This is a genomic window from Desulfurococcus amylolyticus Z-533, assembly GCF_000513855.1.
GTDB lineage: Archaea > Thermoproteota > Thermoprotei_A > Sulfolobales > Desulfurococcaceae > Desulfurococcus > Desulfurococcus amylolyticus.
The window spans coordinates 516,628-542,905 of the sequence record NZ_KI911318.1 but is presented as its reverse complement, the minus strand read 5'-3'; the positions used below and the strand labels follow the sequence as shown (position 1 = coordinate 542,905).

Annotated in this window: 28 protein-coding genes; 10 read left to right on the top strand and 18 right to left on the bottom strand. The window is 45.9% G+C overall.

Annotation, left to right across the window (positions count from 1 at the left end):
- Nucleotides 1-300: 300 nt before the first annotated feature.
- From SPHMEL_RS07050 to SPHMEL_RS02910, 5 genes are all read right to left on the bottom strand, one after another.
- Nucleotides 301-1,014: a glycosyltransferase family 4 protein gene (locus SPHMEL_RS07050; RefSeq protein WP_051400987.1), complete on the bottom strand. Its 714-nt coding sequence runs from the start codon at nucleotides 1,012-1,014 to the stop codon at nucleotides 301-303.
- A gap of 102 nt (nucleotides 1,015-1,116) precedes the next feature.
- Entirely contained in the window at nucleotides 1,117-1,548 is a 432-nt protein-coding gene (locus SPHMEL_RS02920) for a hypothetical protein (RefSeq protein WP_042667290.1), read from the bottom strand.
- A 211-nt stretch (nucleotides 1,549-1,759) separates the two neighbouring features.
- Entirely contained in the window at nucleotides 1,760-2,971 is a 1,212-nt protein-coding gene (locus SPHMEL_RS02915) for a glycosyltransferase (RefSeq protein WP_042667289.1), read from the bottom strand.
- A 441-nt stretch (nucleotides 2,972-3,412) separates the two neighbouring features.
- Nucleotides 3,413-3,577 carry a hypothetical protein gene (locus SPHMEL_RS07285; RefSeq protein ID WP_156915415.1) on the bottom strand — a complete coding sequence of 55 codons (165 nt, stop codon included), beginning with the start codon at nucleotides 3,575-3,577 and terminating at the stop codon, nucleotides 3,413-3,415.
- 340 nt (nucleotides 3,578-3,917) lie between these two features.
- Entirely contained in the window at nucleotides 3,918-5,204 is a 1,287-nt protein-coding gene (locus SPHMEL_RS02910; RefSeq protein WP_042667288.1) for an ArsB/NhaD family transporter, read from the bottom strand.
- Nucleotides 5,205-5,528: 324 nt separating this feature from the next.
- On the opposite strand from SPHMEL_RS02910, the gene SPHMEL_RS02905 reads away from it, so the two are divergent.
- Complete coding sequence (locus SPHMEL_RS02905) at nucleotides 5,529-5,801, top strand: hypothetical protein (protein ID WP_042667287.1); 273 nt, start codon at nucleotides 5,529-5,531, stop codon at nucleotides 5,799-5,801.
- Here the strand turns inward: SPHMEL_RS02905 and SPHMEL_RS02900 are convergent.
- Genes SPHMEL_RS02900 through thpR form a run of 3 tightly spaced genes read right to left on the bottom strand, consistent with a single transcriptional unit; the run spans nucleotide 5,785 to nucleotide 8,531 of the window.
- Nucleotides 5,785-6,594, bottom strand: a complete 810-nt coding sequence (locus SPHMEL_RS02900; RefSeq protein WP_232216729.1) for a serine/threonine protein kinase — start codon at nucleotides 6,592-6,594, stop codon at nucleotides 5,785-5,787. The genes SPHMEL_RS02905 and SPHMEL_RS02900 overlap by 17 nt on opposite strands.
- The gene (gene cca, locus SPHMEL_RS02895) at nucleotides 6,537-7,937 is read right to left on the bottom strand and encodes a CCA tRNA nucleotidyltransferase (RefSeq protein WP_042667286.1); all 1,401 of its coding nucleotides are present in this window, start codon (nucleotides 7,935-7,937) and stop codon (nucleotides 6,537-6,539) included. Before cca ends, SPHMEL_RS02900 begins: the two co-directional genes overlap by 58 nt.
- Nucleotides 7,938-7,955: 18 nt before the next feature.
- Complete coding sequence (gene thpR, locus SPHMEL_RS02890; RefSeq protein ID WP_232216806.1) at nucleotides 7,956-8,531, bottom strand: RNA 2',3'-cyclic phosphodiesterase; 576 nt, start codon at nucleotides 8,529-8,531, stop codon at nucleotides 7,956-7,958.
- A 74-nt stretch (nucleotides 8,532-8,605) separates the two neighbouring features.
- On the opposite strand from thpR, the gene SPHMEL_RS02885 reads away from it, so the two are divergent.
- The 5 genes from SPHMEL_RS02885 to SPHMEL_RS02865 all read left to right on the top strand — a co-directional run bounded on the left by SPHMEL_RS02885 (nucleotide 8,606) and on the right by SPHMEL_RS02865 (nucleotide 12,409).
- Nucleotides 8,606-9,151 (top strand): AAA family ATPase, encoded by a 546-nt coding sequence (locus SPHMEL_RS02885; protein WP_042667284.1) that lies wholly within the window; start codon nucleotides 8,606-8,608, stop codon nucleotides 9,149-9,151.
- Nucleotides 9,144-9,536: an RNA-binding domain-containing protein gene (locus SPHMEL_RS02880; protein WP_042667283.1), complete on the top strand. Its 393-nt coding sequence runs from the start codon at nucleotides 9,144-9,146 to the stop codon at nucleotides 9,534-9,536. The genes SPHMEL_RS02885 and SPHMEL_RS02880 overlap by 8 nt, the downstream gene beginning before the upstream one ends.
- Before the next feature lie 47 nt (nucleotides 9,537-9,583).
- A complete protein-coding gene (locus SPHMEL_RS02875; protein WP_012607993.1) occupies nucleotides 9,584-10,324 on the top strand; it encodes a DNA polymerase sliding clamp in 741 nt (246 codons plus the stop codon).
- On the top strand, nucleotides 10,325-10,960 hold the full coding sequence (locus SPHMEL_RS02870; RefSeq protein WP_042667281.1) for a hypothetical protein: 636 nt from the start codon (nucleotides 10,325-10,327) through the stop codon (nucleotides 10,958-10,960).
- A gap of 294 nt (nucleotides 10,961-11,254) precedes the next feature.
- Nucleotides 11,255-12,409: a PhoH family protein gene (locus tag SPHMEL_RS02865; RefSeq protein WP_042667279.1), complete on the top strand. Its 1,155-nt coding sequence runs from the start codon at nucleotides 11,255-11,257 to the stop codon at nucleotides 12,407-12,409.
- Here the strand turns inward: SPHMEL_RS02865 and SPHMEL_RS02860 are convergent.
- The 5 genes from SPHMEL_RS02860 to rimI all read right to left on the bottom strand — a co-directional run bounded on the left by SPHMEL_RS02860 (nucleotide 12,354) and on the right by rimI (nucleotide 17,321).
- Complete coding sequence (locus SPHMEL_RS02860; protein ID WP_042667278.1) at nucleotides 12,354-13,670, bottom strand: transglutaminase-like domain-containing protein; 1,317 nt, start codon at nucleotides 13,668-13,670, stop codon at nucleotides 12,354-12,356. The two genes, SPHMEL_RS02865 and SPHMEL_RS02860, sit on opposite strands and share 56 nt — an antisense overlap.
- Nucleotides 13,671-13,703: 33 nt before the next feature.
- Nucleotides 13,704-14,564, bottom strand: coding sequence for a class I SAM-dependent methyltransferase (locus tag SPHMEL_RS02855; RefSeq protein WP_042667277.1), 861 nt, complete (start codon nucleotides 14,562-14,564; stop codon nucleotides 13,704-13,706).
- Entirely contained in the window at nucleotides 14,551-15,255 is a 705-nt protein-coding gene (locus tag SPHMEL_RS02850; protein WP_042667275.1) for an endonuclease III domain-containing protein, read from the bottom strand. Before SPHMEL_RS02850 ends, SPHMEL_RS02855 begins: the two co-directional genes overlap by 14 nt.
- A 20-nt stretch (nucleotides 15,256-15,275) precedes the next feature.
- The gene (asnS, locus tag SPHMEL_RS02845; RefSeq protein WP_042667273.1) at nucleotides 15,276-16,574 is read right to left on the bottom strand and encodes an asparagine--tRNA ligase; all 1,299 of its coding nucleotides are present in this window, start codon (nucleotides 16,572-16,574) and stop codon (nucleotides 15,276-15,278) included.
- Between the two features lie 198 nt (nucleotides 16,575-16,772).
- Nucleotides 16,773-17,321, bottom strand: coding sequence for a ribosomal protein S18-alanine N-acetyltransferase (rimI, locus tag SPHMEL_RS02840; protein WP_156915414.1), 549 nt, complete (start codon nucleotides 17,319-17,321; stop codon nucleotides 16,773-16,775).
- 81 nt (nucleotides 17,322-17,402) lie between these two features.
- Here rimI and coaBC point away from each other — a divergent pair, with 81 nt between their 5' ends.
- Nucleotides 17,403-18,632 carry a bifunctional phosphopantothenoylcysteine decarboxylase/phosphopantothenate--cysteine ligase CoaBC gene (coaBC, locus tag SPHMEL_RS02835; RefSeq protein WP_042667272.1) on the top strand — a complete coding sequence of 410 codons (1,230 nt, stop codon included), beginning with the start codon at nucleotides 17,403-17,405 and terminating at the stop codon, nucleotides 18,630-18,632.
- A gap of 144 nt (nucleotides 18,633-18,776) precedes the next feature.
- Nucleotides 18,777-19,100 (top strand): zinc ribbon domain-containing protein, encoded by a 324-nt coding sequence (locus tag SPHMEL_RS02830; RefSeq protein WP_338084907.1) that lies wholly within the window; start codon nucleotides 18,777-18,779, stop codon nucleotides 19,098-19,100.
- A 99-nt stretch (nucleotides 19,101-19,199) separates the two neighbouring features.
- Here SPHMEL_RS02830 and SPHMEL_RS02825 read toward each other — a convergent pair whose 3' ends face one another.
- From SPHMEL_RS02825 to SPHMEL_RS02810, 4 genes are all read right to left on the bottom strand, one after another.
- Complete coding sequence (locus tag SPHMEL_RS02825; RefSeq protein ID WP_232216805.1) at nucleotides 19,200-20,147, bottom strand: hypothetical protein; 948 nt, start codon at nucleotides 20,145-20,147, stop codon at nucleotides 19,200-19,202.
- Nucleotides 20,148-20,243: 96 nt separating this feature from the next.
- On the bottom strand, nucleotides 20,244-21,023 hold the full coding sequence (locus SPHMEL_RS02820; protein WP_042667268.1) for a 4-phosphopantoate--beta-alanine ligase: 780 nt from the start codon (nucleotides 21,021-21,023) through the stop codon (nucleotides 20,244-20,246).
- Entirely contained in the window at nucleotides 21,007-21,858 is an 852-nt protein-coding gene (locus tag SPHMEL_RS02815) for a pantoate kinase (RefSeq protein ID WP_232216728.1), read from the bottom strand. Before SPHMEL_RS02815 ends, SPHMEL_RS02820 begins: the two co-directional genes overlap by 17 nt.
- 8 nt (nucleotides 21,859-21,866) lie before the next feature.
- On the bottom strand, nucleotides 21,867-23,141 hold the full coding sequence (locus SPHMEL_RS02810; RefSeq protein ID WP_042667265.1) for a BPG-independent phosphoglycerate mutase family protein: 1,275 nt from the start codon (nucleotides 23,139-23,141) through the stop codon (nucleotides 21,867-21,869).
- Nucleotides 23,142-23,299: 158 nt separating this feature from the next.
- On the opposite strand from SPHMEL_RS02810, the gene SPHMEL_RS02805 reads away from it, so the two are divergent.
- Together SPHMEL_RS02805 and SPHMEL_RS02800 are read left to right on the top strand one after the other, a co-directional pair.
- Nucleotides 23,300-23,989 carry an ABC transporter ATP-binding protein gene (locus tag SPHMEL_RS02805; protein WP_420865883.1) on the top strand — a complete coding sequence of 230 codons (690 nt, stop codon included), beginning with the start codon at nucleotides 23,300-23,302 and terminating at the stop codon, nucleotides 23,987-23,989.
- Nucleotides 23,986-25,245 carry an ABC transporter permease gene (locus tag SPHMEL_RS02800; RefSeq protein WP_042667263.1) on the top strand — a complete coding sequence of 420 codons (1,260 nt, stop codon included), beginning with the start codon at nucleotides 23,986-23,988 and terminating at the stop codon, nucleotides 25,243-25,245. Before SPHMEL_RS02805 ends, SPHMEL_RS02800 begins: the two co-directional genes overlap by 4 nt.
- A 192-nt stretch (nucleotides 25,246-25,437) precedes the next feature.
- Here the strand turns inward: SPHMEL_RS02800 and panB are convergent, their stop codons facing one another.
- Nucleotides 25,438-26,244: a 3-methyl-2-oxobutanoate hydroxymethyltransferase gene (gene panB / locus SPHMEL_RS02795; RefSeq protein WP_042667261.1), complete on the bottom strand. Its 807-nt coding sequence runs from the start codon at nucleotides 26,242-26,244 to the stop codon at nucleotides 25,438-25,440.
- Nucleotides 26,245-26,278: the final 34 nt, after the last annotated feature.

Genomic DNA, 26,278 nt, shown 5'->3' with positions numbered 1-26,278 from the left:
AAATCCCCGGTAGCACGCTATAGCCGAGTAAACACTTGTACCAGTGCCCGCGTGACTCTGCGACGTGGCAGACAGGGTTGTTGGAGCCAGCGTTTTCTCTGCTGTTTTCTTCCAGTATAAGAATAGTGCTGGTAGAGAGACGGATAGTAGAGCTAGAGCATTAGAACCCTCCGGGGAGTATACATAGATTCCGAACCCTCGAGCTACAGTATTTGCTCCGGAATAATTTAAATGAATGATTCTATACAATAGTAGACTAGTCCGGTATGACGTGAACCAGGCAACTCTAATTAGAAACATCTAGCTTTCTACAAGCCTCTCTATTAGCGAAACCTCTTCTCTTGCTATCTCATCCCATTTCTTCACCTTCCTAGGAGGAGATACTGTAATATCCTTAGACCCGAGTATGTTTAAGGCTTCGACAACCAATCCTTCGACATCCCCTTCCCTAACGAGGACTAGGCCCTTGGCACCCTCATAGTTGAATCTCAGAGCAGGGATATCGTAGGCTACTACAGGGGTTCCTAGGTAGAGGGCTTCTAGGACAGCGTAGGAGTATGAATCCATATGGCTAGGGTATATCACTAGCCTCGCATTAGCAACATACCTGAACCGCTCTATCCTGGGGACAGCGCCTGGTAAGACGAGCCTGTCTTCTAAACCAATCCTCTTCGCATAGCGCACTATCCTCTCTCTCAGGGAAGGGTTCACCCGCCCTGTAGCTACTAGTTTGATATCCCTGTAGGCTCTAGCAATCGCCTTGAAGACTTCTAAGCCCTCGATAAAGCCTTTAAGGGGGTCTATCCTGCCTCCGAAAACGATGAAGTCTTCTTTAACAGCCCTCTCTTTAACCGTCTTGATTAAGCCGAGGTCTTCCTCGTTGATGCCCACCCCGGGGTCTAGGGCGTGTATCCTAGACTCCCATTCAGGCCCCATTTCATAACCTGTAGACCTGCTCACGGAGATCAGTAGGTCGTAGCTACGGAGGAGCCTGGCGACACTCCTGCTACTCAAAACAGAGAGCTCGACCCTTGTCCTAACCTTCCCAGCCAGCTCTTTAACCGAGCCCGGGTAGAGGGCTGAATACCACTTATCATACGCTCTTATTATCTCCCCCTATCTCCTCCTATCCCTGATAAACACCGGTAATTGCAGTAATGCCGCTGATCTAGCTTCATACTCCTCTCTCAGAATAGAGCATAGGCGGAGGAGTTCGAGACCCTCGTGAAGGGAGACTACAGCCCTAACATCTGTTTTCGACACATCCCTCCCAATCCTTACCATCCTTTTCGAAATACCGTTGGGTGTCAGCCCTGGGAGGAATTCAAGCCTCAGCTTGTAAAGAGCCCTTAGAACAGGGCCGCTGTATACTTTCACCACATTCCTATCCCTAGAATAGGTAGGATCGGATTTAGTTCTAATCAGCTCGTAGACAAGAACATCGAAGCTTTTCCTATAAGCCTCTATAGACCTCGAAGCTCTAATAGCTCCTCCAAAAAACGGTTTAAAAGGCTCAGTAACTACAGCAATAGTAGCCCTATCAGCCATTTAACACACCCCTTATTTAGGACCTCCCATCCTCAATAATGACACTATCATTAAAATAATTATCCTTAACCATACCATGCTAGAACGGTTAGTTCCCGTTGCTATAAATACCTCGCCAGATTTAACTGTTTGCCTAGGTATGGATTCGAAAAGGCCTTGACGAAAACATGTCTTTCTTTTGCTCCGCTAGTCAGCATTAATACTGTAATCCTCACAGCTTGCCGAGAGCCTCTCTAAAATCTCTTGTGAAAACCTGCCAAGAATAGTATTTCATACCCAGCTCTCTGATAACCCATGGCCTGTATGAGTCTTTATTTTCGATTAAATAGATTAAATCATCAATAAACCTGCTCAATGAAGACTCATCATCAACCCACTTAGTAGCTATACCTATATCCCTGATCCCCTCAGGCTCAGGGAACTCCTTTAGTGTAGGGCTGATTATAGGTATTCCTAGAGCCATGGCCTCCATAATAGCTACACTAATACCGCCATATCTATACCCGGAGGTTGCTGGGAGAAAATATATGTCTGAAGCCCCAGCAACCTTTATGAAGTCTCTATGTGGCAGTCTCCTGCATGCTATAATCCCGGCCCTCCTCAACACTGCTGCATACGGCTCTCCAACGCCTGTAACAACCATTCTTATCCTATCGCTAAACCTATTTCTCAAAGCTCTCCAGATCCTGGGTATGTAATGGGCACCTTTCAAACTACTGAACTCCTCGCCAAACACACCCATGTACGTAGTTATCAAAATCTCGTCTCCTCTAAGCCCGAGACTTCTCTTAACCGCTAGCTTTTCCACAGGGCTCAACGGCTTGATCTCATCGAAATCAACACACATAGTTCTGATCCTGACCTCGGCGTCTACCCCGAGAATACTCCTTAAGTAATACTCTTCATACCTATTGAGCACAAAGAATACTCCTTTAACCTTTCTGAGGAAGGCCTCCCTCCTAAACCTGTTGAGCTCTTTAACAGAAACTATAGGATCCCCCAGCGTGAGCCCGCCTGGAGGTCTAGAACCATGGTGCTGAAGGATCATTGGGTGATCGATTAACACTCTAGCCACTAGCTCGGAATTCAACGCTCTATATTCATGTATATAGGGTATGAAATCTAGTCTCTCTACAAAACCTCTAACAACTCTTGCTAAAGCTGGTGAAATAGCGATCCGCCCTCTAAATTTCTTGCCTGGCGGGAGGTCTATTGATGGAACAATAACGGTTAATACTCCATCTATAAACTTAGATATCCACTCACTAGAACTACCGGGTCTCACCGCCACAGTTGTATAGCCAGAGTATTTAGCAAGGGCTTTAGCGGATCTAAAGTGCCAGCCATTATTTTCCTCCTCAGCTAACCTCCCGGGCTCCAGAGAGGCTAGTGGGTGGTGTAACACACTTATAACCCTAGGCATTTCAACCGTTCGCACCTCTCCTAAGGTGACAAACCCGTCCCAAATCTTCTCAAATATCCTACCACCATTTAAAACAACTTAGGAGACTTTCTATAAAAACATTCACATACCTAGTGTTTCCCACATTCTTTAGATGAAGCTTAAATAGTTGCCTAGCGTCTAAGCCCAATTAACGTATCTCTCATAAATCCCACCCAATCTACTGAAGAATCCCATAGACCCAATATGTAGAGCTTCTGCTAGCGATCCCTATAATCCTACTATTAAATACCCGTATAGGTTATCCAAGATCGTATCACAGAAAGCTCTTTAAAATACTATAAGTAGGGATAGAATCGCTCATAAGCCCGGAGATAGTTGACTCAGCTGGATCACTGTGTACAAGTATGTTAACCGATCCCGTGACCCATATAAGCTAATTACTCCACTAGCATAGGCCTCTTAGTAGTAAGCTATCCCATTATAGCTCTCAAGACCCGTTACCAGGAAGATCTCGTTAAGATATGTGAGAATAAGAGATGTCTTTCCATACCTCCTCAGCCCCGTGACTATGGTTAGCTTATCTTTTTCAAGTGATCTCTCTAGTAAATTCCACTCTTCTTCCATGTCGAAGAAGTCGGCTTTCCTCCTCTATAGGTTCAGGACTGAAGTAACCCATTACTTACCCCCCTAAGTAACTTCTTCCCCTAAGTATTAAAATTTTTGAAACAGTTTCCGCCAAAATTCCAAAGAGGCTGAAAGAGCTCATAGGTGTTAATACATAAAGCCAAACCAGCAATAAATAAAAATCATCGAGGAGGGACTGAAGGAGCATATGCTTAAAGGAGCTGAGAAGAAACTGGAAGAATGTCAGCTGAAGCGCTCTCATTCATCTAGCCTCATTCATGAAGCACCACAAGGATCCAAAGCTTGTTGTATCAGAGCACGCTGGTAAGAGCCTCGCCATTCAGGGCGGGGAGGCAAGTATGAATGGGATATATATTAGGGTGTTTACCGCGGTCACCACGCTTCCCACTTTAAAGAAGTCTCTGAACGATATGGTCTTAGAGTACTTTGATTCAAGCACCTCTAGGATGATTATGTTTGATGCTGCGCCGAGAAGCGTTAAGTTGCCTGCAATTGTGCTGAACGCTGCTAGTGAGAGCCAAGCGTTTACATCTCTCCCTGTGAAGCCGAGTGAGTGCATGTAGTCTATGAAGAGCTTTGTGAAGGGGACGTTGCTGATGAGCTGGCTTACAACTATGGATGAAGCAGCTATTGATAAGACGTCCCTGTAGTCCCCGTACCTCGCACTCATGAAGATGTTTAACAGGGGGGTTAAGACGCCGCTTCTCCATATACCATCCATGGTTATAAACATCGTTATGAAGAACACTATAGTACCCCAGTCCACCCTGCTAAGAGTATCCCTTGGATTCGATGAGAGAATATATGCGAGTGAAGCCATTATGAAGGGTATGAATCCCCTGTGCTCTATCCATTTAAACCCCATTATTTCAAGGATATCGTTCACCACCAGGATAACTATTGTAACAGTGAAGAACACCCCTGAAACCAGTGCATCCCGCTTGTTCTTCAAGTGCTCCTCGGGGATAATGATAAACCCCTTTAACACACGGTTCTCAATATTATACAGCCTCATGACTACAAGTGGTGTGAGCACGAGGTTTACAAGTGTTGGAACAATGAGGACGCTCATGAACTTCATAAATGGCGCTGTGATACCCGACTCTATCGCGATGAGTAGGTTCTGTGGATTACCCATGGGCGTCATGGCTGAGCCTATTGTTATTGCGAATGCTAGTATTAGAAAGAATGGCACCGGATCCACTCCTGTTATCTTAGCCATCGTATAGACTATTGGAGGCCCCATTAATGCAACTGTATCATTAACAGCGAACGCTGCCAGTAGCCCCAGTACTATGGATGTAGACACCAGTATCCCACGGGTCGACCCGGCCCTGGAAACCAGTTTAATAGCTATGACTTTCAGTAGGCCGCTTCCCTCGGCGAGCCCAACCAGGCTGAACATGCCTATCAGGAATAATATTACATCGAGATCTATGGCTTCACCAAGCTTATCAAACGGCTCTAAACCAGTTAAGACAGTGAGGGTTGAAGCAGCCGCCATTATCGCCCATATGGGTATGCTTGGCCTCCGCGACCTAATTATCAATCCCCCTATAATCCAAGCCAATATAATTAATGCTGCAACATGATTAACCAGAGTCATACCGGTCTACCATCGCAGTGATGCTACCAGTTGATTACCTACCACATGATCACCTTATATATTAGGGAGCCCCCCAGGCTGCACCCTGCAGCATTGAACGTGGTCCTAGTTGTCTAAGACTACCCGAGTTCAGGCGGTATTCATTTTCACCGTACTTGAAACATATTTAAATTACTTGGACGTAATACATTATATGATTGATTAAATAATAGCGTAATAATAATAGTATTATATGTTGAGATGTTTACATTATTTATTTAAATATATTATAACCCTTGCTCTTTAACTACCAAGTAATACGAGAATATTACATAGGTGATACTTATGCCTATAAAATATAGGTGTAAAAGCTGTGGGTTCATACTATTCGAATTCACGAGGGTGGGGCAAGACTATTATGGAGTGCCCACACCCGAGGAGGTTTACAGGATATACGGTGGCATATGCCCCAGGTGTAAGTCCATGCTTGAGGTACCATTACCGAGTGAAATAAAGAGTAGGATAATAATACGTGGCACAATACAGTTCAAGCACGCCATACCAGGAGGCGTGGGAGGCATACCTAGCGAAGCCGCCTCCACTAAACTAAATGCATAGAGTCAATTATTTCACCTAGTGCCTCCAAGCTATACTCGGCCTTATACCTCCTGAGTAGCCTTAATATCTTCTCCCTCTCCAAGCCCAGTCTACTGATTAATTCACTGCGATATCTGAACCGGTAGAGTAGGTAAGAGATAAACGAGGAGAGATTACTCGGCTTCACAGACCTCCTCGCGCTCTCCCAGTCTATTATTTTCATCCCATCGGGACAGATGAAGACGTGGTTACCAGGCCTGTTGAGCTCGGTATGGTCTATGCGTATCGAGTCAAGCCTATTTAATGCTACGAGAACCTCGTAAATCACTTGTTTAACCCTATCCATGTCGCCGGTTCTAAATAAATCTGTGAGGAGAGCCTCCAGCGATCGACACGTAACCGGGTTCACTAGCTCTCTAAACAAGTAGTCTCGGCTATACATGTATAGTCTGGGCGTGACACCGGAGCCGCTGGCCCTCATCATTGCCTCAGCCTCCCTGGATAAGTCATCCCTTCGACTATCCGTTCTCCTTATCTTTAACACGCCTAAGCCATGCCTTGTATGGTAAGCCACCACGATTATCGAGGAGTAGCCTTTCCCAAGCACCCTGACACCGTGTATTACCTGGCCTGTCTCCAACAGGTATATGAAGCCCTCCTTAATCAGCTCCAGGGTTCTCTCAACTATTAAATCTCTTCTATTGCATGCCGGGAAGCATAGTACTCTATATATGTATTCATCCCGGGGGTAGTTGACTAGGAAATGCACTTCACCATCCATATAGGGGTCTTCAATATAAATTCTGAAATCCATCGTAAAGCCCCTCTTCCCGATAACTCTGCTATCACCTCCTCGCTTAAGGCCTTCACCGATGGTTTTATATCCCTAAAGTGTGGCGCAACCGAGTACCATCGGCTTTCCTCCTCCAGTATTTGCTTTACATTAATGTATCTTCTAAGGGATAACGCGTTCAGGGAGCCCTTCTCATCAACCCATACACCGATCCCTCTACCAAGATGCTTCGATATGAAGCTATGTGATCTCTCCCAGTGCTTCACAGAGGGACCCTTATAGTGTTTATATACTGGGAGACTACAGGAATCAAGCTCCAATAATATAGCACAGTACCTGTCCTCGTCGGTCCACGATAATGAATCGATTACGTGGAAATCAAAGTTCTCGAGGAGCTTAACCATGGTATCCCTAACCCTGTTCAACTCGCCCCATACAACATCAGGGGGCAGTCTCTCCTCCAGCATGTACTCAACTAGGACTATGCATCTATCCGCGAGCTTCTTCTTCACATCATCTATAGATGAACCCTCGTACTCTAAGCCGTAGAATACTAGTGATGGATGCGTGAGATAACACCTGGATGCCAGGCTGAATATTGCAAGGCTTTTCATCGATACATTTGCCGTTACATTCCTCATGGGATCCACCGGGTCCGGCATATATATTACTGAGTCAGGATACTTTTTCCTAAACCCCTTCCAGAAAGATTCGCCAACGTTTATCGAGTCAATGTAAACCGGGGGATTCCATTTAGATGCCTCCTCGAGAACCCTCCTCATGGAATTATACCTGGCTATAAGTACTTCCACAGCATAGCCGCTGAACCCCTTTGTCTTGACCTCGGCACCATATACCCCAATACCTTTCATAAACTTCTTTAATAATCTAACCTGGTCTCTCATCTCATCCGTGAGCCTCTCCCTAATGTACCTCGTGTGGAACGGCGTCCTATCCACAGCTGTTCTAATATGTGCCGGGTCTGATATGTTGAACGCTGGCACGATATCTGCTTCAACATCACTGATCCTGACCCTTACATAGGGGTGTTCAGCATACCTTAACTCATATATCCCAAGTTTCTCCGCGGCTTCAACCACTAGCTTAAACCCTTTACTCTTCAACTCCTCGATACTCCATGATTCAGGGTACAGGACGAATACATCCATATCCCTGTCTCCAGATAGCCATGTATCATGCGCTATGCTTCCCTGAAGAGTTACCTCGGCTTCGACACCATGCTTTCTCAGCACGGTGTTTATAGCATCAGCGATCACACGGTATACACCTAGTACATGCTCGTACTCCTCCCTGCTGGGCTTGATTGTTTTAAGCACAGCCTCCTCGATCTCGCTGACAGTCATTTCAATAATCCACCACTGCTAGGCAAGCTTTTTCACGCATATATTGCTATATATTGGTCCACGCGGCGTTAAGACGCTTTTCTTAACTATTACCTCCTCCACCGGTGAATACCCGAAGTCCGTCCCCCTTAGCTCCATAAGCGTCTTCACGAGTTTCTCAATACCCCTATACCCCTTGACCCTGGCTAGGGTTATATGTGGAGTGAACTCCTCCCTCTCAGGTTTAATACCGATCCTCCTTAACCCAGCCTCCACGATCCTGTATAATTCCAATAACTCATCACTCCCTTCCTCAACCCCAGCCCAGATCACCCTTGGCTTCTCAAGACTTGGAAAGCCCCCTATGTTCTTAACATGTATTTTGAACCCCTTGTATGAGATCGTGTTTATGAAGCCGCACACCTCGTCAACGACGCTTCGTGGTACTTCACCAATGAATCTCAGGGTTAAATGAATATTCTCGTCTTCAACAGGCTTTAGATCCACCCCGGTGGCAGTTATCTTATCCCTTACCTCGATGAGTCTTCTCAGGACCTCCTGATTCTTCAGCTCGATGGCTATGAAGCACCTTATGATCTCACCGCTCAATGACACCACCCCTAACTCTATGAAACATTAAAACGCCTCCAAAATATATTAACTATCCTAAACCAGCTGGTGTAGTATTCATGTTATTCATACTAATCGTGGGGATGCCTGGATCCGGTAAGAGCGTGGTTGTTGAAGTAGCAAGGGGCCTCGGCCTACCTGTCTACACCATGGGCGATGTTGTAAGGGAAGAGACGAGTAAAAGATACGGCATTATCACACCGGAGCTCATGGTCTCCACGTCAAGGGATCTACGGAGAGAACGCGGCGACAACATTATAGCTGTTAAAACAATTGAAAGGATAAGAGAGAAGGAGGGCGCCGTAGTTATAGATGGCGTTAGAAGCCTTATCGAGGTGAATGAATTCAGGAGGCACGGCGAAGTCATTATAATAGCAGTACATGCCTCACCAAGGACAAGGTTCAAGAGGCTGCTGGAGAGGAAGAGGCCCGGGGATCCAGCTTCATACAGTGAGTTCCTTAAGCGTGATATGACGGAGTTGGAGTTCGGTGTAGGTAGCGTGATAGCTCTAGCCGACTACATGATAGTTAATGAGTCAAGCATCGAGGATGCTAAAAAAGAAGCCGTTAGAATACTGAGGGAAGTGGTGGAGAAACATGGTTAGAATAATAGTTGAAGCCGAGGTAAGGCCAACCGAGGACGCTGAGAAGGTGAAGAAGGCTGTGAAAAACATCTTCGCCGGGGATATAATAATCCAGGAACTAGGCAACAAGTACAGGGTGGTTAAAGGGGTCTCCCCCACTATTGAATCGTTGAAGCCATTGAAAAACCTCGCAAAAACTCAACAGGTTGAGCCAGCTCTGAAAAACTACCTTATCAAGTACAGGACCACTACCTCAATAACTCTTTTACTACATAAGCAGGCTGCATACGCTGGGAAGCTCTCGCTAATAGATAGTGAGAAAGAATCACCACTGGGACCAGTGAAAATCATCATTGAGGGAGACGAGAACGAGCTAGAGGAGGTAGTTAAATACTTCTCAACTTAAAATCATTTATAATTCTAGACACTAGTATTATTGATAGGGAGAATAACATGGTGAGGATGGTTTTACCTGAAGCGAAAATATTCAGGAAAATAATCGAGTCCGTTGGAAAACTAGCCGATGAAGTCGCGTTTACAGTTACTAGTAACGGTGTCTCCCTTAAAGCACTCGACGTTGATCAATCATCCTACATCGAGGTTTTCCTACCAGCCGATATGTTTCTCGAGTACACTGTAGATAGCGAGGAAATCCTGGGGGTTTCAATCAGCAATATCAAAAAAGTTCTAAAACACCTTAGGAAAGGCGAGAACCTTATCATAGAGTCAAATGGAGAGTTCATAGAGTTCACTGTCAGCAGTGTCGCGAAAAGACGGTTCAAGTTCAGGAACCTAGATGTCTCAGTACCCGAGATACCTGAATTCAACCTGGAATTCAAGGTATCAGCTCAACTAGTCTCATCAAACGTGAAGAAGGCCCTTGAAGATGTTGAGAGCGTGGGAAGCCTTATTGAGATAGATGCCCCATCAAATGATCTAATGGTTTTCAGGGCAGTGGGCTCTGGAAAGGTCGAGGTCAAGTTCGCAGCTGGTTCAACAGCTCTGTTATCCATGGATGTGAAGGAGCCGTCTAAATCCATCTATGACGTCGTAAAGCTCTCCACGATCCTCAGTATTACAGAGGTCTCAGACGTGGTTACACTGGAATTCGCTAGTAAAATGCCTCTCAAAATGGAGTTTAAGATAGGAAACGGGAGGATATCGTATCTAACCGCACCAATAGAGGCAGTATAGTTGGAGCCCTACATACCTTTAACCATTTTCAATAATTTAACTCTGATATCAAGGAGGCTTGCTGGAGATAGATGCATTGTTGTCTTTTTAAATGACGTGGCGACAAGCCTATATGGTTTAGTAAATCCTTTATCAGAGATAAGGGTCCTCGCATCCTCATCATGCCTTGATGACGCATTATATATGCTACTAGAGTCCTTCAACATACAGGAGGAATACTCGAAGGCAAGAGAGCAATTAGTGGGAAACAGGATTGTTGCTGTCTCAACTAGGACCATGCCTCTCCTGGTGATTGAAGCCGAGAAAAACAACCTGGATCACGAGATAGTTGAATCCCCAGTGAAATACATGGATGAGGCCTTCGAATTCTACATACCACAACTGGAGTATTTGATAGTAAAGCTATTGTCTCTAAGACTATACCCATATATAACCTACGGCATCACATTGTTATTCTCATGGGCAGACGTCATTAATATGGATCTATTGTCCAAAGCACTCGAGATAAGCGGGGTATCGAAGAAAGAGCTATCTAGGGAGATAGATTCAACCCTTAGGCATGTGGAGGCTTTCTCAGTGATCAAAGAAGAAAATATCAGGGGAAAGCTGGAGACTCTATTACGGTCTGTTAACTAACTGAAAAGTTTACAGGCGTTTTAGCTACTACAGGCTATACATAGCTATCCTGGTTCTATCACTACCTGCACCCTAACCCTTCCCCATGGTACCTCCCCAGCTTCTCCTAGTGTTCTTTTGGCAAGTATATCGCCACCCCGTCTTCCCCGTACTTGGTGATCGTTGTCTCGGAAACATATACAGTACTCCCCATTATAACTAGAAGGCCCTGTCCTTCAGGGTGGAGAGGAGGTCGGATCCTTAATAACCCTGGTATATTTTTACCATTATATCATGGGACACAGGGTGAAGGTTATGGCTACTAATATATTTGGTAAGATAAGCCCTCAGACACCGGGTCAGGAAGAGGTGATAAATGCTTTAAGCGATAAAAAGTATGAGATAATAGGCTTATTCGGCCCTACGGGATCGGGTAAAAGCCTGCTAAGTATACTGTACGGCATAGACTCGGTGGTGAACAATAGGTATAAGAGGTTCATAATATCACGTCCCCTCATAGATGTTGTTACAGGTAAGGAGCTTACTACAGCGGACCTGGGCGATCTATATTATCAACTGGCATCTTCATACATACAGGATATAATATCCGGTGTAGCTGAGTGGAGCCTCATCAAAGAGTTAATGGATAAGGGATTGATTGTTATAACGGATTCACATTATCTACGCGGCAGGACATTCGATGACTCGGTGATATTCCTCGATGACGCGCAGAGCATACCGGTTGAAAGCGCTATCGAGATAGTTATGAGGATAGGTAGGAACAGTAGGCTAATAATAGCTGGAGACCCAGTGTTCCAGAGGACAACTGGTAGCAGAGACTCTGCGGGCACGCTTAGAGAGCTATTACTCGGAGAGGACTCAGCGAAAGTGATAGATCTAGGATTAAAAGATATCGTGAGGCCGGGTGCTAGGAGAGGGATTAAACTACTACTAGAGTCCAGGGTAAGAGCCAGGGCCCTCAGTGAAGCAGAGAAACAGATACTTGAAGCAGCAAGAATAAGGGCGCCAGATGCAGACATAGTGACCGTAGTCGAATTCGTTGAGCTTAAGAGGCAACACGATATCTCAGAGGATAGTGTGCCAGATGCCTTGATCATTACCAAGGAAGGATACATAAGCAGGCTCATTGGTAAAGGCGGTGAGAGAATTACCGGGATAGAGAAAGACACCGGCTACAAGCTGAGGGCCGTAGAGTTAACACTTGACTTTAAGCCATTGATACGGGCCATGCATCCAGTAAGCTGGATACATAAGCATATCATAGATGTAGACTTCGCCGGCCCCAACCTAGCTGTTAAAGTATCCAGCGAAGGATATGGCGCTTTCGTGGGTCAGAAGGGCTCGCACATAAGATTCATCGAGGCGGTATTGATGAGGTTGCTCGGCGTAGGAATCAGGGTATATGAGGTTGAAACAGGAGAGAAGGAGAGAAGAAAGAAGAAGACGTAGTACTTCTCCGAACCAGCAGGGCTATCCCCGCGGCTACAACTAACACAGACAATAGCATTATAGCTATTAACGCGGAGCCGGGGCCTCTGATACCTGGCTCACTATTCCTCGTTACCGTGGTGGTTGATGCAGGGGCCTCTGATCGAGTAGTTGTAGTGGAACTGGACACGGTGGTTTCATCGGGCCCCCCGGATACTCCCTCAATATATTTCTCTATTTTCGAAGGAAGACTACTGATCGATTCTCCAAACATATTCCTGTATTTCTCCTCATCAACCACGATGAAGACCTGGGTAGCTGATATTTTCTTATGGAAGTCCACTACTTCCTGAACCTCAGACTCATTTACAATTGTTTCACGTGTGTATCCTTCGAACACAAAGGGGTATTCAAGTAGAGAGCTGGCGAGGAAATCCAGTGAAACCCATCCAAGGCCTGGAATATAGGCTAGGACAAAGGCGTGGGGGCCGTTGTACACATAGTAATATGTGACGTTTCCAAGATTTGTCTCAAGCTTTAAATCCGGGATATACACGTAGCCGTATCCTATTATAGCCGGTATATTATAGTGGCTGAGTAGCTCAACCAGTACACGCGACATGTCATCGCAATCTCCTTGCCTGGACTCGATTACTTCATCAATAGTCCTCGGGAGAGATGATGCATTATATGTAAAGTACTCTGTGTATATAAAGTAGGCGGCATTAACCGCTATCCCGAGCTTACTTGCTGAGTACACTGATGAATTATACCTGTTCTTAAACCAATCCTCGAAAGCCGGCACCACGACCTCTATAACCCTACTATATGGTGTTTTCACGTACTCCGTGGTGATGTCGCCTGGTATGCTTTGATTGCTTATGCTGTAGCCTGGATTATTTAATGCAAGCCTATAGTATCCGAGTATCATTGAGTTATCACTATAACACACTTTAATCCTTGAGATGAAGAAGCCGAAGAAGCCATTACCAGCTGAGACATTGAAGACATATGATCCCAGGGTTTCATTGAACCCAAGGTTGTACACGTATATAGGGGTGGATTCCTGACGAAGACCGGTGTTTAACGTGATATTCTGCGGTGTCTCAAGCAGTAGGGTATCGTTGATCAGGGAGTTATAGACTTTTATAGCATTGATAAAGTAGAGAATGCTGCATGTCTCACGAGGCGTTATCTCCCCGTGCACGATAAGGGGGGTTGCGTATTGTAAACATAGGAGAACCACTACTAGTGCCACGTAAAATACTCTAAGCACCCTCATGAAACACACCTGGTTATGATATCTCTATAATCTCTACAATATTTTAATATCCACTACTACTTGATGAGTACGTGGCCCTACATTCCTTATCTTCCTCTTACTTGAAATATCATAATTTCTCACACCGAGTGAGGCAAGTTTTTCAGCCACTAGTTGTTCAGCCTTGGTTAAATAATGCTCCCCCTTCGCCGTTTTAACATGTAGATACACGTGTATCCATCCTCTTCCATCCCTCAACGCCATCAATGCCTTGTCGAGATAGTCGAGGGCCAGTTCAGGATACGGCATTAACACCCTGTCGCTTGTATTAGTGAGCCTTGAATTCACTACCTCACCAGCATCGCCTAGGATGGGTTCGACCACGTCCTCCACATGGTTCAACCTCACGTTTTCAACCATGTAGTGGTATGCGTATGGATTTATATCTATACTGTATACTTTCCTCGGCTTGGCGTATCTAGCTATTATTATACTGAACAACCCGGCACCAGCAAACATGTTCAAAACCGTCTCACCAGGAGCCACTAGTTTAGCGATCCTATAGTGCTCGTAGTTTAAGCTGGGAGATATATATACCTTATTTATATCCACCTTGAAGACGCAGCCATGCTCCCTATACAGTGTTTCACTCCTGTCCTCTCCCGCCAGCAACACATGTTTCCTCAGCCTATAAGGCCCCTCTACTCCTGGGATAGCTGCCCATACGCTTTTAACGAAGTTAAAGCGCTTCAGAATCTCAAGGGCTAACGGCTTTAACTCCTCAGGGCTCATATTCAACGGTGTCCTGATTAATGCGAGATCGCCTATGAACTCAACCCTTCTCCAGACCTTCTCGGCAACCCCCTCTCCAAGTATCTCTCTCGCTAATTCCTTTAGTAAGCTACCTCTTGTCATCGACAGTGTCAACCCCATACTTGCACATGTCTCTCAAGACGCATTTATTGCAAAGGGGTTTCCGCGCCCTGCATGTTCTCCTACCATGTGTTATAAGATACAAGTGTAGATCCAGGTAGTTCCCGGGGGATGTATTATCCATCCAGAACCGCGATATATGCTTATAGCTCTTTGACCCGGTGAAACCCATCCGCATTGTTATCCTGGTTATATGCGTGTCAACTGGGAACACGGGTTTTCTGAAATACCTTAATAACACGACATCCGCTGTTTTCCAGCCGACACCAGGTAGCTCCATGAGTAGTCTCCGTGCCTCCTCTACACTACTCCTACTCACCTCGCTGATTAATCTCTCCTGGAAGCCACCCTGGTTAAACACGGAGGCGAGCTCCCTGATCACCCTAGACCTATTCCTATACATACCTGCTGGTCTCAAGGCGTCCTCTAGTTTATCAACCGGTAGCAAAAGCACTGTCTCAGGCGTGATGACTCCACCGGTTAACTCCCTGAGCTTCTGCAACGCCCTGCATGCATTTCTATCGCTAGTGTTCTGGCTTAGAATCACAGCCGTGATTATCTCAAACAACCGGTTGCTTTGAATACATCTCTCAGATACCACGAATTCATCCGCATCCAGCTTATACTCCTTCCTTAACCTATTCAGCACCTCATCCCCGATCCTAGTATCCAACGATATATACACCCTTTAGCCTACGGGTAGATTCTTCCCCTGAACCTGGGGAACGGTAGTGTATCCCTTATGTGATCCAGCCCAGTAATCCACATCGTAACTCTTTCTACCCCTAATCCGAATCCGCTGTGAGGCACACTTCCATACTTCCTTAAATCCAGGTACCATTTATAGTCCTCTGGGTTCAATCCTTGCTCTATGATCTTCTGGTATAATACATCATACCTGTCCTCACGCTCGCCTCCACCAATTATTTCACCATATCCTTCAGACGCTAAGAGGTCGAAGCCGAGTACTACATTGGGGTTTGATGGATCAACCTTCATATAGAAGCTTTTTATCTGCCTTGGGAAGTGTGTCACGAAGAACGGTTTCTCGAACTCCATGGTGAGTATCCTCTCCTCATCCGCGCCTAGATCATCGCCCCATTTAACATTAACTCCTTTCTTCTGGAGTATCTCTATCGCCTCATCATACCTTATCCGTGGGTAGGGCGTCTCCATTGCAGGCTTTAATTTCTCGATATCCCTACCCAGGTCTACTAGCTCACTCCTCCTTTCCTCAAGTACCCTGGTCACAATATGCGATACCAGCTCCTCCGCGACCTTCATCATGTCATCCATGCTGTACCATGCTGCCTCAGGCTCTAGGTGCCAGTACTCGGCGAGATGCCTCCTAGTCCTAGACTTCTCGGCTCTAAAACTCGGGGTTAGACTCCATACTTTCTCGAGAACATAGATAAGTGCCTCCAGATATAATTGCGCGCTCTGACTCAAGTAGGCCTTAGACTCAAAGTATTCAACGGGGAATAACGTTGCACCGCCCTCACAGGCTGATGCAGTCAATATCGGCGGGTTGACTTCCCACCAGCCATTCCTCGTGAAGTATTCTCTGCCGGCTTGAAGAATCGTGTGCTTTATCCTAAATATCTTCGTGAACCTTGGGCTCCTTACCCATAAATGCCTGTTATCCAGGAGATATTCTATGCCTTCGCCACCCTTTATCGGGAAGTCCCGGCTATAGCCTATGATTTTAAAGAAGTCGACATCTAACTCGTATCCCCCGGGTGCTCTTTCCTCCCTTCTAACAGTTCCACAAGCAACAACGCTCGCCTCCAAGCCTATATCCTTTAACTCGTCTACAAGGGCTTCTCCAAGCCTGGCTGAATCAACTACAACCTGTATTACCCCGGATGAATCCCTTACCCTGATAAATGCTTTACCACCTACAACACTCCTCCTATATATCCAGCCCCTTATACAGACGTGTGAACCAATTTTATCATTGCTCATTATCTCAGCGATACTCTTATACTCCATTTCCAACCCCTATTTCCCTAGTTTTAGTTTAAAATGGTGAACCAGGTTAAAACACTACTCCTATATTAACCAGCTTTAAGTTCTAGAAGACCGCAAATCCAGTCGGCGGATGAACCATCGTGGAGGGCTCTAAGTCATATCATGACGAACCCGGGAACAACTATAAAAACCATAAAAATAATTCTCAGGCAAACACTCCTAGGGTAGCTCTCTAGCCATCACATACGCGTCCTCGCCGTCTAGGTAATAGTTTTTCTCCACCTTAACCTTTCTATACCCTAGTTTCTCATATAGTGAGATAGCTGGGTTATTTGATACCCTTACCTCCAGATATGTCTCGTTACACTTGTAATCATAATACATGGACTTCATAGCGTAAGCCATTAAAGCATACCCGAGGCTTCTACCCCGGTGCTCCTTGAGAACAGCTATACTTACAACGTGTCCACTTCTAGCGATAAACCTATGGAAGAAGCCGGGTTTCCACTCTACACGCGTCATAATATAACCAACTACTTCACCATTAGGTGCCTCAGCAACGTAGAAGGCCTTCCCATATTCCTCATATAATTCCTCGAAAAAGCTCCTTGGATAATGCTCTGGTAGTGAAACCATGTTTATCTCGATAACCCTGGTTATATCATCGCTGGTCGCGTTTCTAACCCTGTATCCTGGAGCTTCCATGGATAACTTCTTAACAGCTAGGTTAAATATTTCGTCAACACTATACGAGGTAACAGTGCTCATAGCCATGACCCTAAGTGTATTAAAGCCCCTCGTATGATTTATAAATAGTGTTTAAGGTATCAAGCCTAATCGGGGATTTAATTGGCCCATGAAGAGCTTGCAAGGTTTCTCCATCAACCCCTCCAGGGTAGGAACATACTGCTCGGCTTAACGGCTAGCTCATCAATATATAAATCAATAGACCTCGCCAGGAGACTCATACGTATGGGGGGCAATCTTAGAGTTGTAATGACGAGGAGATCGCTTTCACTCATAGGTGTGGACCTAGTTCACTGGGCTACCGGTAGTAAACCATTCTACGAGATGAGCGGGGAAACAGAGCATATAGATCTAGCACAATGGGCTGATGCAATGGTTATCGCGCCTGCAACACTGAACACTATGGGGAAGATCGCGTACGGTATACTTGATGAACTACTAACACTAACAGCCACCACGATGATGGGGTCTAGTAAGAAGGTGATAATAGTGCCAGCAATGAACATCCGCTTAATGAGCTCTCCCCAATACAAGAACGCTGCTGGAAAACTAGAGGAATATGGGGCTGTGATAATACCTCCGTTAATAGAAGAGGATAAAGCCAAGTATCCTCCCCTAGATGACTTATCCCACTGCATAGACGCCATAGTTAACAGGGGAGTAGACTTAAAGAACCGGAGGATACTAGTTACCGCGGGACCGACAAGGGAATACCTAGACCCGGTGAGGATAATAACCAATCCAAGCAGCGGATTGATGGGTGTCCTAATAGCCAGGGAACTGGCTTGCAGAGGAGCCAGGGTAGACCTGGTACACGGCCCGATGACTGTGAAACCCCCATACCTTGTTAAAAGCATCCATGTCGAGACAACGAGTGATATGGCTGATAAAATACGGGAGCTAACAAATGAGACAATATATGATGCAGCAGTATTCGCGGCTGCCCCAGCAGACTATAAACCGGCTTCTTCATCACCGGAGAAGATATCGACCAGGGATAAACCATACCTTGAGGTAAGACTGGAGCAAACCCCGAAAACCATTAAATCCATTGCCAATAGGCCAAGGATACTCGTAGCATTCGCTGCTGAAACATGTGGTGGCGAGAAGCTTGTTGAGAAAACCCTTCTGAAGGCAAGTGATTATGGAGCCGACCTCGTCATAGGTAACAACGTGTTATCGAGTGAAGCCGGTTTCGGGAAGGAGATGCTCGAGATCGTTGCAGTGGCTGAAGGAGGCATCATGGATAGAGGCACCAGGTTTAAACCCGAGGTCGCCAGGATAATAGGAGACTTTATATCGAGGAGACTTCAAGCCTGTTGTGGGTTCTAAATGCTTTCTGAATTCCTTGTAGATGTTTTGGATGTGTTTTATTCTCTTGGCGTCTTTACTCGTTTTCCTTGATGACTATTACTTTTATTTTTCCCCGTGTGGTTTCTTCAGCTTCCCCTAGTATTCTCTGGGTGGGTATACTAGATTGTCTTAGAAGGCCTCAACGGGCTTATGGAAAACGTAAACAGCAAGAACAATAGCGTTAGGTGGAAGCTGGCAAGACTTGCATATAGGGGGCTAGTCTACTCTATCGCTAGCAAAGCAGTCGAATACAACGCGCCAATAGTATTCGTAGACCCCAGGAACACCTCGTCGACATGCTCGATGTGTGGGAGCAGGCTAGGGTATGTTAGCAGAGTAGCCATATGTACAAAATGTGGCTTGAAAATGGATAGAGACTCTGTGGGGGTGATAAACATCTGGCTGAAGGCTGTACAAGCGTATGCGGGGTGCCGGGGTCACCCCTGAGTGCCCCTACTGTGAAGGATGAGGCCGGAGAGAGCGGGGGAATAAGAAATAATGGGATGAAGCAGGTAGCCAGAAATATCTACAGGCAATCACAGGTATTCACCAGACCCGAACCCTAGTGATCTCATTGAAGACCTCTAGGGGAGAACCAAATACCTCGAACACCCTGTCCTCATACATTCTTTTAACTATATTAAGGAACTCGAGGAGACATGTTTTCAACCCATTCAACGGCATATCCAGTGGAGCTGGCTCATAGAAATCGACTCCTTTCAACACCCCTGTAGCGAAATACCATAGAGTCTTACTAATCTTCCTGCCTTTAACGGGTTCCAGTGACACACCGCTACTCGAGAAACTCGTGTGTAGTATGTAGATTGATGATATCCTTACGCCTTTCTCAAATAATTTCTCACGGTCACTATTATTGATATCTATTATCTCGTAACCATGCCTCGTCTTCCCTTGGGGTGTTATTCTCACCTCATACAAGTCTTTGACCCTGGGATCGTAGACAAGCACCGAGGAACCGGATTTTACGTAGAGTCCATTATCCGAGGCCTCTACCACCGTGTTCTCCGTTGAAAGCAGGTTGAAGCCTCTTGAATACGCTATACTTGCAATAGTGCTTTTACCTGTATGAGGATATCCTAGTAACAGTATGGCTTTATCGGTGCCAGGTATATGTATAGTGATTGAATCAGTTAAAACAACCCGTTTCTCCAGCAAGAGCCTCCTGGATAACGCTTGAAGCAAGAAGAAGACCGGTGACTCGTTAACATATGGCTCTACCGGTCCACCCTCCACAATGTATCTATCCGGGAGGCCGGATGAATTATAATATTCAGCAGCAACCACGTTAAAACCCTGCCCCCTTATCCATGACACCTCTATACCTCTACTATTGCAGTGCTCGCAGAGACGGGGATCGGGTAGGTACCTGCGTGAAAACGAGTTTGTGAATGACTCCACGATGGCTACTAAATCCTCGCCATAGAACCCTATGCACACACCCCCTATCTTAAGGCATTGCTTCAAGATATCCACCACTAGATTCTATCTGGGCCTGCTATATTTATTGTTATATGAACCGCTCCATATACCAGGTATTTTCTTCACAGATATCATTGCTTGGATGCATCATCAATATGGCCGTAGAATTAGTTGGGAAGAGGATAGCTCTCTGAGTCTCTCCAATATGGTCTCCAATGCCTCTTGGAGTACCCTATTATTATCATAGTTCCTAACTATCTCCTCCAGCTTATCCCTGCTCATTGATTTCAGCTGTATAGCCTCCTTAATCATTAATGGTACTGCCCTAACAATATTGTCAACTATTGTGACAGATGCCATACGGGCTGTCCTGGAAAGAGGGTTCAGGTCCACCGCTATAACTGTTTTACCCATCTTCCTCAATGCCTCGGTTCTATCCCCGTCCTCCAAGGGGACGAATACCACGTCGGCGATCAATATGCCTCTAGGGCTGACGCGTCTTCTCTCGCTAAATAGCTCCGGTATGGTGGCTGATGCATCGTCCCCGACCCCCAATACCTCACGTGCCCCGTGCTCCATGAGGTGTTTGGCGATGGCTTCCTCTCTTTCACGGGTTCTGTAGAAGAGGTTTACCTCGAGCTTTGCCCCAGTGACCTCGGCTAACTCCACTATTTCACGTGGAACCAGGGCCGCTGTATTGCCGTTGACTGATATCACGGGGTGCTTGGCCAGGAGTAAGTGTGCAACGGCCGCTCTAATCGCTTTTAAAGCGAATCCATGTGTTTTCTCACCGAGTAAGTAATCGAAGCACTCACCTCTTCCATGAGCTATCAACCCTTCTAACGCTACAATATTCCTCCTATATCCTTCGACTAGTTTCTCCCTTATGAGTAGACTTTCCCTACGTGGATGGTTAGCCGGGATGCTCAACCATTACACCTCTATCAGATATCGTTGTCTCAAATGCCTTTATCCCGTTGCTACTTAATAACTCGTGTATCTCGCTGGCATACTCTTTTTCAACCCAGATGATTAGGGCGGACTTCTTAAGATAATACGATATAATACCCTTCCTACCACTCAGTATTTTATCGACTACACTGTAATCGAATACCTTCCTTGTGAATAACTGGGAGTAGTTAAAGAAGTCAAGTAAGTCCTCGCTTTCCACGAGTTTCTTATAGTATGAAAACGCTACCTCGTATAGCTCGCTGGTTATCCGGGAGAGCATCACCTGTGTGGATTCACCACTTGAGAGTTCGCCAACAATGAGTACTGGTTTCTCGAAAACCACGACTCGATGGGCTATGCCCACCCCTGGAGCCCCTGGCTTTAAGCGTATAGCGAACCCCCCTGTATACTCGGATAACACATCGCCGAGGCCTGTTAAGTATTTTACTTCAAGGACATGTGCTAATTGAAGAGCCTTCATTGATGAATATTTTAATGCGTGATACGATGCCAGGGCATGTGCTATGAGTAACCCAGCCGATATCCCGAAGCCCCTGCCCAGTGAGACGGGTGAATATGCATTTACCGAGATACTAGTACCAGCGTTATTGCATATCTCCATTGACTGTTCCCCTAAAACCCTAGCATTATTTATGTAGATGCCGCACTCTCTATCATCAACTATATCGGCCTCTATATACATGGCTAGGTTTAATCCAGCACCATAGCTACCTGTCTCAAGATAACTTGACGAGATAGAGGGGATCCATAAGCCTGAGACATGGAGGGGTATCTTGATCTTCAAAAAACACACCCGGACTCCTATGAGAGGAATTCCGTGATTACTCTAGGCAGGAGCATCCACCCATGCTGGATGAGCCCTAAGCTTCCTTTACTACACTCCCTCTCTGTAAACTTCTCCACGTTATCGGGCTTAATACCGGGCATGTAGAATGCAACTGGTACAGGGTCATCTGTATGTGATTTAACGCTTGGTGGAGTAGCGTGATCAGCTGTAACAATTAATGCATATCTATCCCTTATCTCATTGATGAGTGGTTGTATAAAATACTTATCTATCTCCTCAATCCTCTTCTTCTTTAACTCCAAGTCGCCATCATGCCCAGGCTCATCAGGTCCCTTCAAGTGCACGTAGACTATATCGTTTTCTCTAAGAGCATCTAGAGCAGCTTTCAGCCTTACCCTGTAGTCTCTAGCCGGGTCCCCCGTCGGAGGCTCCATGATTATGGTTTCAGCACCGAAAGCCCTACCTATACCGATCTCCACAGGCATCTCGGCTAACACTGCAAACCTACACCCGTATTTCTCGGGCAGCTTAACCGCCCTCGGCACTCTGCTACCAGCATCCCTCATGAGTATAGCGTTGCCCGGTAGACGCCCTTTGCTAATCCTCTCGATGTTGACCGGGTGCTTCGAGAGTATTTCAACAGCCTTCTTAAAGAACACGTTGGCTAACTCAGCCGTTACCCTTGCCTCCGGGGTATCCTCAAGGGGCTTTATCTCCGGCACCCGCTTCGATGGGGAGGGCACGGCCACGCTGACCATACCGTGTCTCCTGTAAGCCGGGTCATTATTATCCACCATTGGTGAGAGCCTATGACTCCTGCTACCTATGACAACTACTGCCCTATGCCCTATAGTGGCCACTACTCTAGCATATCCATCGTATATTCCCAGCTCTAATCCATCAACTGCTTTAGCCAGTTCACGTGCCTCACTGGTTGTGAGGCCCCTGCCGACTCTTCTATCAATGATCGTGTAGGTGGATGGATCTATAGTTGCAAAGTTAGCCCTGAACGCGACTTCGTGTTCCTCATTAATGCTTAAACCAGCCCCGAGAGCCTCTAGAGGACCCCTGCCAGTGTAAACCTCATGGGGATCGTATCCAAGTATAGAGATGACTGCCTCATCGCTCTCAGGTGCGATGCCCTTGCCAACCGTGTACATTAATCCACACTTACTATTCCTGGCTATCCAGTCCAAGCCTGGTTTCACACTGTTCTCTAATGTAGTAGTTGGATCACTTAATCTATCGCTCATGCCGTCGAGCACTAAATAGAGTAGCTTATATTTCACGGAGATCACCCAGTGAATACTTACAATTACTCTAAATTAATAGCTTACTTAATTAAATACTGTTGGTTCAATTAGATATAGTGGTGGCCGGGTTGAACCATTCCAGCAACTACGCGCTTCAAGTAGTAAACTTGACAAAGATATATGGCAGGGGAAGCATAGGAGTCAAAGAGCTCAGCTTCACTGTAAAACCAGGGGAGATATATGGGTTAATAGGCCCTAATGGAAGCGGGAAGACAACTACTCTACGCATAATAGCAACGCTTCTCAAGCCTACTTCAGGAGAGGCGCTAGTCTACGGTGTCAACGTTGTAGAGAACCCGTTGAAGGTGAGACAACTAATCAACTACCTTCCTGAAGAAGCAGGAGCATACAGGGATTTAACGGGATTAGACTTCATTAAATTCATGCTCTCCCTGAGGTATAATGGTAGAGAGTTTGAGAAAGCGATTGATGAAGCCGTGGAAATAAGTGATCTAGGGGGTAATCTAAAGAAGCCTGTGAGAACATATAGCAAGGGCATGAAGAGGATACTGGCCCTAAGCGTGGTTCTCGCCTCAAAGCCTAAGCTAATGATCCTTGATGAACCCACATCCGGCCTAGACGTGGAGAAAAGTATATACATCAGGGAATTGATCAGGAAGTATAATAGGGAGTTCAACGTAACAGTACTCTTAAGTAGCCACAACATGCTCGAAGTCGAGAGGCTATGCGATAGAGTAGGCATGCTCTACAAGGGTAAACTAATAGCGGAGGGAACTATAGAGGAGTTGAAGAGTAGGACTGGTGGGAGGGATCTAGAGGAGGTATTCATTAAGCTGAAAACAGGGGAGGGTGATCATAGATGACCTTGAAGCCGCTGGTTATAAGGGAGATTAAGAACTTCCTAAAGAATCCGGCTTTCATAGCATCGATAATTATACTAGTGGTGTTCTACGCGTCACTGGGAAGCATTATGAGAAGCGGCATAGAGTCAGCTGTGAAAGAGTCGTTGAGCATATCTATAGGGATAGTCAAGGAGGAGGATACCGAGCTAGTGAGCCGCCTCATATCAATGCTTTCACAATATACTAATGGTTCTATAGGTATCTACCAGAGCCTCGAAGAAGCCGTTGATAAAACTGGGGTAGCAATAGTTATACCAAGAGGGTTTACTGAGAACGCTACACAGTCAGGAAGCATTATATTGCTTAAGGGAGGGGTCAAAATAGATAATCTCTCACCGATCACAGGACAGGCAAGGATATCCATGCTACAGGGAATCGCGTCAATAATATCCGACATGCTTCCAGCGGCTACAGGCGTATTATATAATATATCCATACCGCCTAGTAGGCCGGTCATGGTTGAAAGCTATGTAAGGGTATATGATAAAACCCTCACAGCCAACGAGTTCAATAGTTTTATGACCATGTTCTCCATTATACCCGTGGTGATCGGTATAATAGTAGGTATAAATGCTACTTATGCCGCCCAGGCAACAGCTATAGAGAAAGTTGAGAAAGCCTTTGAAATGCTGCTTGCTCAACCTATTCCACGTAGAAGTGTCGTGATAGCGAAGATCATCGGCTCCGTCACTGCATCAGTGATCATGGGGGCAGCTTACATGATCGCATTACTCCTGATGCTGGTCTCAGCTATACCTGCTGGCACAGCCCTAGGTAATCAATCATCAATAAACCTAGTTGAATCAGTGATCAGTATAGGGGGAACAGGAAATATCCTGGTATCAATACTTGTAATAATCCTAGGTCTGATATATTCAGGTGCCATTGGCGTAATAATAGGCGCAGTCGTCGCTGATGAAAGGATCGCCGGTGCCCTCTCCACACCCATAATACTGTTATTCATGGGTGTAGGATTCGCAACAATCTATATGGGTATGCCGTTAAACATGGCGACATCTATCCTATCCGGTTTAACGATTACATCTATACCACTTGTATTAATTAATGCATCACTCTCAGGACAATATATCTATGCGTGGATATCTATTTCGATAGCCATAACCGTGTCAATATTGTTAATGGTAATTGCTATACTTGTATTCAACAGAGATATAGTCATACTGGGTCTGAGGATCTCGCTGAGGAAAAGAGAATAAGTGGTTTACCCGTGTCTATTATTTTGCTTTAGCTTCTCTGTGCACGGGCATCCCTCTCAGCACCCGCTCACCGCTCGCGGGGTCGTCGAGGGCTTCATGATGGGTCCGCTTGGTCGTCATTGCGGTGGGAAAGTACATCCAAGCATCCATAATAGCTGGAGCACTTGAAAGTTTATCAATAAGCAGGCAGTCCTACTGTTTTTTAGAGTAGAAGTAGTGTTTTTCCTCTGGGAAAACCCCGTTCTTCACTTCCCTAACATATTCCTTGACAGCGTTAACTATGATGCTTCTTAAGTCGGCATAGGCTTTAGCGAATGGAGGTGGATTCTCTGTTAATCCCAGTAGGTCATGAATAACCAATACCTGTCCATCACAGAAAGGCCCGCTTCCAATGCAGATAGTGGGTACACTGACCTCTCTTGTTACCTCGTCGGCTACATCAGCAGCCGTATACTCTATCACCATTGAAAACACTCCGGCTCTCTCTAGTTCCCTCGCATCCTCTAGTATCTTCTCCCGCTCCCTCTCGCTCACACCACGTTTCCTATAACCACCTATAAGGAATGATCTCTGAGGGGTCAGCCCGATGTGCCCCATGACAGGTATGCCGGCTCTCACAAGGACTTTCACCACATCGCTTAACTCGGATCCACCCTCCAGCTTAACGGCGTCAGCGCCCGCCTTCATGAGGAGGCCTGCATGCCTCACTGCATCCTCGATACTGGTTTCATAGCTGAGGAATGGCATGTCCCCTACCACAAGGGCGCGGGGCCTTGCCCTTGCAACGCTGGATACGTGTAGTAGCATCATATCCATTGTTACAGGTATCGTTGTATCTAATCCATGGACAACCATTCCAACGCTGTCACCGACGAGGATTATATCTATGCCTGCTTGATCAACCAGTTTAGCCATTGTATAATCGTAGGCTGTAACCATTGCTATCTTCTCTTTCCCCTTCATCTTAACTATGTCTCTAACCGTTACCCTTGTATTCAAGGCTGACACCGGGTTTCACTATTGGGTTCTGATC